The following is a 6,637-nucleotide window of genomic DNA, read 5'->3' as shown; positions in this document are numbered from 1 at the left end:
CCCGCTGCATCTTCTCGCGCAGCACCGCCGTCGGGATCGAGCCGTTGGCGTGGCGCAGCTTGTCGAAGCGTTCCATGATCTTTTCGACCGACTGGGCGTTTGGCGAAGGGATCGCCGCCTTGCGGTCGATCACCTGGCCGGCGCGCAGGGCCGCCGCGCGGCCGAACACGACGAGGTCGATCAACGAGTTGGAGCCAAGCCGGTTGGCGCCGTGCACCGAAGCGCAGCCGGCCTCGCCAACGGCCATCAGGCCGGGCGACACGCGATCGGGATGCTCGGCCGTCGGGTTCAGCACTTCGCCCCAGTAATTGGTCGGCACGCCGCCCATATTGTAGTGGACGGTCGGCAGGACCGGGATCGGCTCCTTGGTGAGGTCGACACCGGCGAAGATCTTGGCCGACTCCGAAATGCCGGGCAGCCGCTCATGCAGCACGGCCGGATCGAGGTGGTCGAGATGCAGGAAAATATGGTCCTTCTTCTTGCCGACGCCACGGCCCTCGCGGATCTCCAGCGTCATGCAGCGCGAGACCACGTCTCGCGAGGCGAGATCCTTGGCCGACGGCGCGTAGCGCTCCATGAAGCGCTCGCCCTCGGAATTGACGAGATAGCCACCCTCGCCGCGCGCGCCCTCGGTGATCAGGCAGCCGGCGCCGTAGATGCCGGTCGGATGGAACTGCACGAACTCCATGTCCTGCAGCGGCAGCCCGGCCCGGGCCGCCATGCCGCCGCCGTCACCGGTGCAGGTATGCGCCGAGGTGGCGGAGAAATAGGCGCGGCCGTAGCCGCCGGTCGCCAGCACGACCATCTTGGCCGAGAAGCGGTGGATGGTGCCGTCGTCGAGGTTCCACGCCACAACGCCTGTGCAGGTGCCGTCCGGCTCCATGATCAGGTCGAGCGCGAAATACTCGATGAAGAACTGCGCGTTGTTCTTCAGCGACTGGCCGTAGAGCGTGTGCAGGATGGCATGCCCGGTGCGGTCGGCGGCGGCGCATGTGCGCTGCACCGGCGGGCCGTCGCCATAATTCATCATGTGGCCGCCGAACGGCCGCTGGTAGATCTTGCCTTCCTCGGTGCGCGAGAACGGCACGCCGTAGTGCTCGAGCTCGTAGACCGCCGCCGGCGCCTCGCGCACCATGTATTCCATGGCGTCGACGTCGCCCAGCCAGTCCGAACCCTTGACGGTGTCGTACATGTGCCACTGCCAGGAATCCGGGCCCATGTTGGAGAGCGAGGCGGCGATGCCGCCTTGCGCTGCGACCGTATGCGATCGCGTCGGGAACACTTTGGTGATGCAGGCGGTACGCAGGCCCTGCTCGGCCATGCCGAGCGTGGCGCGCAGCCCGGCGCCGCCCGCGCCGACGATCACGACGTCGAACTTGTGGTCGACAAAAGTATAGGCGGAAGCCGTGTTGTTTGCGTCCTTGGCCAAGACTTCAGCCTCCGAATGCCAGTTTGAGCAGGGCGAACAGCGAAGCAACGCCGACTGCCACGCAGAAGAATGTGTTGAGGGCGATCAGCGCCAGCTTCATGCCCTCGCCATGGATGTAGTCCTCGATGATCACCTGCATGCCGAGCCGCATGTGGTAGAGCCCGGAAATGAGAACCAGAGCCAGCACCAGCGCCACGAACGGATTGGCGAGAGCCGCGCGCACGTCGGCATAGCTGTGGCCGCTGACGGCGATCAGGAAACCGACGAAGAACAGGGTCAGCGGGATGTTGGCGATCGCGGTCAGCCGCTGGCGCCAGAAATGCTGCGTGCCTTCGCGCGCCGATCCCAGCCCGCGCACCTTGCCGAGCGGCGTGCGCATGTCGGTGTTGTTGGTGCTCATCCTCAAGCTCCCCGCGCCATGGAGCCGGCGATCCAGATCAGCAGCGTGAGCGCGATCGAGCCGGCGAGCGTCGCCCAGGCGATCTTCGAGGCGGTGTGCTTCTCGAGCCCCGCGCCGGTGTCCCAGACGAGATGGCGCAGCCCACCCAGCATGTGGTGCATCAGCGCCCAAGTGTAGCCGAACAGGACCAGTCGGCCGAGCCAGGAACCGAAGGCCCAGCTGACCCAGTCGAAAGCGGCCTGCGAGCTCGCGGCCGCGATCAGCCATGCCGCGACCAGCAGCGTGCCGAAATAGAGTGCGCCGCCCGTGATGCGATGGATGATCGACATCGTCATCGTGATCGGCGGCCGGTAGATCGTCAGGTGCGGCGAGAGAGGCCGTTCACGTCTGGCGCCTGCGCGGGTGGCTGGTGATTTGCTCATGGCTCCCCCAGTTCGGCATCCTGGAGCCGCGATGGAAAGGCGGCGTTTGCCGCTCTCATATATGGCTCCGGACAGCCGGTTTCTAATGCTCTTTTTGCACCGCGTCAAAGCCGGAAAATCGTTTTGGAAAAGTCATTTAGTCTGAGAAATTTGCCGCCTGGCGCTTCAATCGATTAGCGGATGTTTCGAAGCCGGCGCAGCGTCGCCGCAGCGCGATAGGCGGCCGGCTGACATACGCTCGGGTGCGTCGATGTTCGGGTCAGGCCGAGCCGAGAATGGTGGTTTCCGAGAACCGGAACGGAGCGTAGTTGAAGTACGTGAGTACCGGAAGCGCGGGAAATCATAATTTGCAGGCCCGCCTCACCCGAATATCGGCGCACCCGCTATCGCTTGCAGGTTTGAGGTGTCGACCCCCGCTTCATCACCAGCGCCTCGCGCCCGTCGATCACGATTGCGTCATGGGTCGCCGCTTCCTGGTAGCGGCTGTTCTGGTTGGCGGGCGAGGCCGCGAACTCCTCGGTCGCGCCGTCCGCTCCGACCACCCGCAGCGACGAGCCGAGATTCTGGATGGTGATCGCGGTGCCATTGCCGCATCTGTAGGTGGCCGTGCCGATGCCGGATCCGGATCGAGGCGCGGTAAGATCTGTGACGATCTTGGCGGGCGGCGGAGGTGCCGCGGTTGCCTTGGGCGCCGCCGATGTCGACGGTGCCGTAGATGTCGGAGGCGTCGCGGCCGCGGCGGGCATCGGAGCCGGCGAGGCCGCGGGAGATGCCGCGCTCGCAGCCCTGGGCGCACCGTCCTGCGGCACGCAGGCAGCGGCCGCAAGCAGCAACGGAAAAACGAGCGATACACGAACCGCGCGGCCAAAATTCATGCAACTGCCCCTTTCGTGCGCGGCACGCTAGCCACGCAGCAAGCCAAGATCAAGTTCGCCCGGGGTGAGCCGGCGACAGACCCCCGGGGAAATTAACCATGTTCATTAAGAGGCGTGGCTAGGAGCGCTTCGCCTATTAACAATGGTTAAGAAAGAGTTAATTTCTGATTCGGACGACGTTTTGCACCGCGATCATCGGGGATCGCGCCGCTTACAGGAGAGCGACATGCGTTCGAAATCAATACGGGCAAGCCTCGCGACCACCGTGCTGGCCGCGATTGCCGTCGCAATCGCCGCGCCGGCCGAGGCCGGCTTGCGCCACCACGACCGCGTCTATGCCGATTCCTTCGGCAACCTCGTCATCGACAGCGCCGCCGGCTACAAGCGCATCATCGTCGGCCAGGGCCGGCTGGCCAAGCAGCTCTCCGACTATACCGGCGCCGGCCAGCCGCCGGTGATCTATGACGAATCGGACAATGCTTCGGGACCCGGCTGCTACCAGCCGCCGGTGTTCGTGAAAGGCCGCTCCTATATGTACGGGCTTTCCGATGGCGAGATGCCCAACCTCAGCCCCTGCCGTTGACCATCGCGGGTAGCTGGCGGCGGGCGGTCCCGGCCGACAGGCGCACGCAGTCCCGGCCGGCGTTCTTGGCCGCGTAAAGCGCCTCGTCGGCACGGCCCATAAGATCGGAAAAACCTTCCCCCGCGGCGAGCTCGGCAACGCCGAAGCTCGCGCTGCAACGATGATCGGCCGGAAGGCCCTCTACGGGCAGCGTGCCGAAGGCGCTACGCGCTCCCTCCGCGAACAGACGCGCGGCGGCGAGGTTGGTGCCTGGCAGGATGATGGCGAATTCCTCGCCACCGACACGGCCCGCGACATGGTGCTCGGCTGCCGCCTCGCGCAGCAGGTCGGAGAATGTCTCGATGGCGCGGTCGCCGCAGGCATGGCCATAGGTATCGTTGATGCTCTTGAAATGATCGAGGTCGGCGATGACCAGCGCCACCGGCACGCCCTGGCGCACCGCGTCCCGCATCGCGAGCTCGGCGTGACGCTCGAAGCCGCCGCGGTTGAGGAGCCCGGACAGCGCATCGATCTCCGATTTCGACGTCGCTTCCGCCAGCACGTCGCGCACCAGGATCGCGAGCGCGATAAGCGCCACCGCCAGCCCGAACACCGTGCCCAGCGACTGCGACACCAGCGCGTAGCCTGTCTGCACATAAGATTGCGGATCTGCGCCCCAACCGCCCAGGGCAGCGGCCATGAAGGGCTTCGAGGCGAACTGGATGGCGCTCGCGGCCAGTACGACCGCCAGCAGGTAATCCAGCCGGCCGAGCCTTTGCCTTGAGGAGAAGACGATGCCGAGCGCAGCGCACTGCATGGCTGCATAAGGAAGCTGATAGGCCATCATGCGGGTGAGCGACTGGCGAGGCAGGTCCTGCACCAGATAGACCGCAACCGAAGCGACGGCGAGGAAGAACAGCATCGGCGGCCATGGCGCCGTGACGCGATACTTATGGGCAAGCCCGCCATTGAAGGCGATGGTCGCGCCAAGGAATATCGCGAAGGCGATGGTGACCGGCAGCCTGGCATCGGTGAAGGCGGGGATGCTGAATTCCATGGCGAAATAGGCCATGCCCAGCACATAGCCGAAGGCCAGCCAACGCGCCGATACCCGACCTGCGTCGTAGATGGCGATCGTCATGAAGGCCGCCGCCAGCAGCCCGGCGACGAACACATTGATCACCAGGATGAAGTCGGCGCTGCCCATGGTTTCCTTCGACGGTCCCGCCGACAGGGAACCATCGACGGGCGAAAAAGACGTTAACGTGCGCGCAAAGCCTCGCGGCCTGACGGCTCGGGTACGAAAGCGGTTTCCGGCCGTTCATAGGACAACCGGACGCTGTCGCGGCCGTTCTTCTTTGCCTTGTACAGCGCCTCGTCGGCGCGCCGCATCAGCGGCACCAGCCCTTCATTGCCGGTACGGGCGGCAACGCCGAAGCTGGCGGTCACTCTCGTTCCTGGGGGAAGCCCATCGACGGTGCCGGCCGAGTAGAAGGTGCGGATCGCTTCGGCGAACAGACGTGCCGAAGCCAGATCGCTGAGCGGCAAAAGCACCGCGAATTCCTCGCCGCCGACGCGGCCGGCCGCACCCCGCGTGCCCGTGGCGAAACGTAGCTTGGCGGCGAAATCGGCGATCACCCGATCGCCGGCCTCATGCCCGTGCTGATCGTTGAGCGCCTTGAAGTGGTCGAGGTCGGCAAGCACCAGGGCGATGGGGAACCCGGCCTTCCCGCATTGATCGAGCAGCAGGGCCGCCCGCTCCTCGAAGCCGCGGCGGTTGAGGAGACCGGACAGCGGATCGGTGTGGGTCTCGGCCTTCAGCGCCTTCATGACGTCGAGCGCCGTGGCGGTGAACAGACAGAGCGCGATCAGCAGCGACAGGAGGGCATGGGAGAGCAGCGCGGTGGTCCAGTAGGACGAGCCGTAGAAGCCGTCATACCCCGGGAACGGCCCGTGCGCCACGACGACGACAAGCGTGCGTACGATGAAGTTCAGCCCGGACAGCAGCGCCAGGACGAAAAGGATCTTTTCGGTCGGGCCGTTGTTGCGCACCGGCCTGAGCTCGGCGGCAATCAGCAGGCTGAGGCCGCCGAAGCCGAAATTCACCGAAAGTATCCGCCAGGTGAGATCCGGCTGCACGAACATGAACCATATGAAGGCGGCCAGCGCGCCGCCGACCATGGTGCCGATGCCGACATAGGGCACGCTCCGGCCGTAGCGCGCGACGATCGCGCTGGCGAGGCAAAAGGCGGCAGTCGCGAAGCAGATGTTGGAGGTCAGCTTGGTCAGCTCGACGCCGATCGGAAGCACGAAATACTGCAGCAGGAAGCCCGGAGCCGACAGGCAATAGCTTGCAGCCAGCGCCGCCAGGTACGGACGATGGCGCTGATACAACCACAGCACGAAGAACGCAGCGCCGAGCGCCAGCGCTATCGTTGGATTGAGCAGCGCAATGAGCAGACCGGTGTCCAAAGGACGATGACTTCCCCAACTTGACCCAGGGGGAGATGCTAGTGTGGAAGCACGAACAAGCAGTTAAGCGAAGGAGACAGGCCGTTGAAAACGCCGTGTTCGCCGAGGCAGTTCCGGAAATGCAGTGCCGCTTTCCAACTAGAATCGCAGAAAAGCAGACACTGTAACGGTTCAGCGCGATCCCATCGAACGCTGGATCTCCCCGAAAAAAAATCCCGAACCGCAGCGCGGTCCGGGATTGGCTGGATCAAATGCGGGGATTGCCTCGACCGGGTTACTTCCAGTCACGGATATCGACGAAGTGGCCGGCGATGGCGGCGGCAGCGGCCATCGCCGGCGACACCAGATGGGTGCGGCCCTTGAAGCCTTGCCTGCCCTCGAAATTGCGGTTCGAGGTCGAGGCGCAGCGCTCGTGCGGCTTCAGCCGGTCGTCGTTCATGGCCAGGCACATCGAGCAGCCCGGCTCGCGCCAGTCGA

General features: G+C 65.1%; 8 protein-coding genes. 1 reads left to right on the top strand and 7 read right to left on the bottom strand.

The window, feature by feature from the left end; all coding sequences use genetic code 11:
- The 4 genes from sdhA to Q0L57_RS02485 form a co-directional block, all read right to left on the bottom strand.
- On the bottom strand, nucleotides 1–1,429 hold a 1,429-nt coding region (gene sdhA, locus Q0L57_RS02500; protein WP_296737497.1), incomplete at its 3' end, for a succinate dehydrogenase flavoprotein subunit.
- A 4-nt stretch (nucleotides 1,430–1,433) separates the two neighbouring features.
- On the bottom strand, nucleotides 1,434–1,829 hold the full coding sequence (gene sdhD, locus Q0L57_RS02495) for a succinate dehydrogenase, hydrophobic membrane anchor protein (RefSeq protein WP_296737496.1): 396 nt from the start codon (nucleotides 1,827–1,829) through the stop codon (nucleotides 1,434–1,436).
- 2 nt (nucleotides 1,830–1,831) lie between these two features.
- Complete coding sequence (gene sdhC / locus Q0L57_RS02490; RefSeq protein ID WP_296737494.1) at nucleotides 1,832–2,251, bottom strand: succinate dehydrogenase, cytochrome b556 subunit; 420 nt, start codon at nucleotides 2,249–2,251, stop codon at nucleotides 1,832–1,834.
- A gap of 383 nt (nucleotides 2,252–2,634) precedes the next feature.
- The gene (locus Q0L57_RS02485) at nucleotides 2,635–3,126 is read right to left on the bottom strand and encodes a hypothetical protein (RefSeq protein ID WP_296737492.1); all 492 of its coding nucleotides are present in this window, start codon (nucleotides 3,124–3,126) and stop codon (nucleotides 2,635–2,637) included.
- A gap of 226 nt (nucleotides 3,127–3,352) precedes the next feature.
- Here Q0L57_RS02485 and Q0L57_RS02480 point away from each other — a divergent pair, with 226 nt between their 5' ends.
- The gene (locus Q0L57_RS02480; RefSeq protein WP_296737490.1) at nucleotides 3,353–3,709 is read left to right on the top strand and encodes a hypothetical protein; all 357 of its coding nucleotides are present in this window, start codon (nucleotides 3,353–3,355) and stop codon (nucleotides 3,707–3,709) included.
- Here Q0L57_RS02480 and Q0L57_RS02475 read toward each other — a convergent pair.
- From Q0L57_RS02475 to Q0L57_RS02465, 3 genes are all read right to left on the bottom strand, one after another.
- Complete coding sequence (locus Q0L57_RS02475; RefSeq protein ID WP_296737489.1) at nucleotides 3,693–4,895, bottom strand: diguanylate cyclase; 1,203 nt, start codon at nucleotides 4,893–4,895, stop codon at nucleotides 3,693–3,695. The two genes, Q0L57_RS02480 and Q0L57_RS02475, sit on opposite strands and share 17 nt — an antisense overlap.
- A gap of 53 nt (nucleotides 4,896–4,948) precedes the next feature.
- A complete protein-coding gene (locus Q0L57_RS02470) occupies nucleotides 4,949–6,160 on the bottom strand; it encodes a diguanylate cyclase (RefSeq protein WP_296737486.1) in 1,212 nt (403 codons plus the stop codon).
- Nucleotides 6,161–6,434: 274 nt separating this feature from the next.
- On the bottom strand, nucleotides 6,435–6,637 hold a 203-nt coding region (locus tag Q0L57_RS02465; RefSeq protein ID WP_296737483.1), incomplete at its 5' end, for an aconitase family protein.

Origin of the sequence: Mesorhizobium sp., from assembly GCF_024509055.1 — a bacterium.
GTDB lineage: Bacteria > Pseudomonadota > Alphaproteobacteria > Rhizobiales > Rhizobiaceae > Mesorhizobium.
The sequence above is the reverse complement of the archived record's forward strand: the minus strand, read 5'-3'. Positions and strand labels throughout refer to the sequence as shown.

What these genes read in the sequence shown, in the direction of transcription:
- sdhD (WP_296737496.1), bottom strand. Translation starts at nt 1,829, where the DNA reads ATGAGCACCAACAACACCGACATGCGCACGCCGCTCGGCAAGGTGCGC.
- sdhC (WP_296737494.1), bottom strand. Translation starts at nt 2,251, where the DNA reads ATGAGCAAATCACCAGCCACCCGCGCAGGCGCCAGACGTGAACGGCCT.
- Q0L57_RS02485 (WP_296737492.1), bottom strand. Translation starts at nt 3,126, where the DNA reads ATGAATTTTGGCCGCGCGGTTCGTGTATCGCTCGTTTTTCCGTTGCTG.
- Q0L57_RS02480 (WP_296737490.1), top strand. Translation starts at nt 3,353, where the DNA reads ATGCGTTCGAAATCAATACGGGCAAGCCTCGCGACCACCGTGCTGGCC.
- Q0L57_RS02475 (WP_296737489.1), bottom strand. Translation starts at nt 4,895, where the DNA reads ATGGGCAGCGCCGACTTCATCCTGGTGATCAATGTGTTCGTCGCCGGG.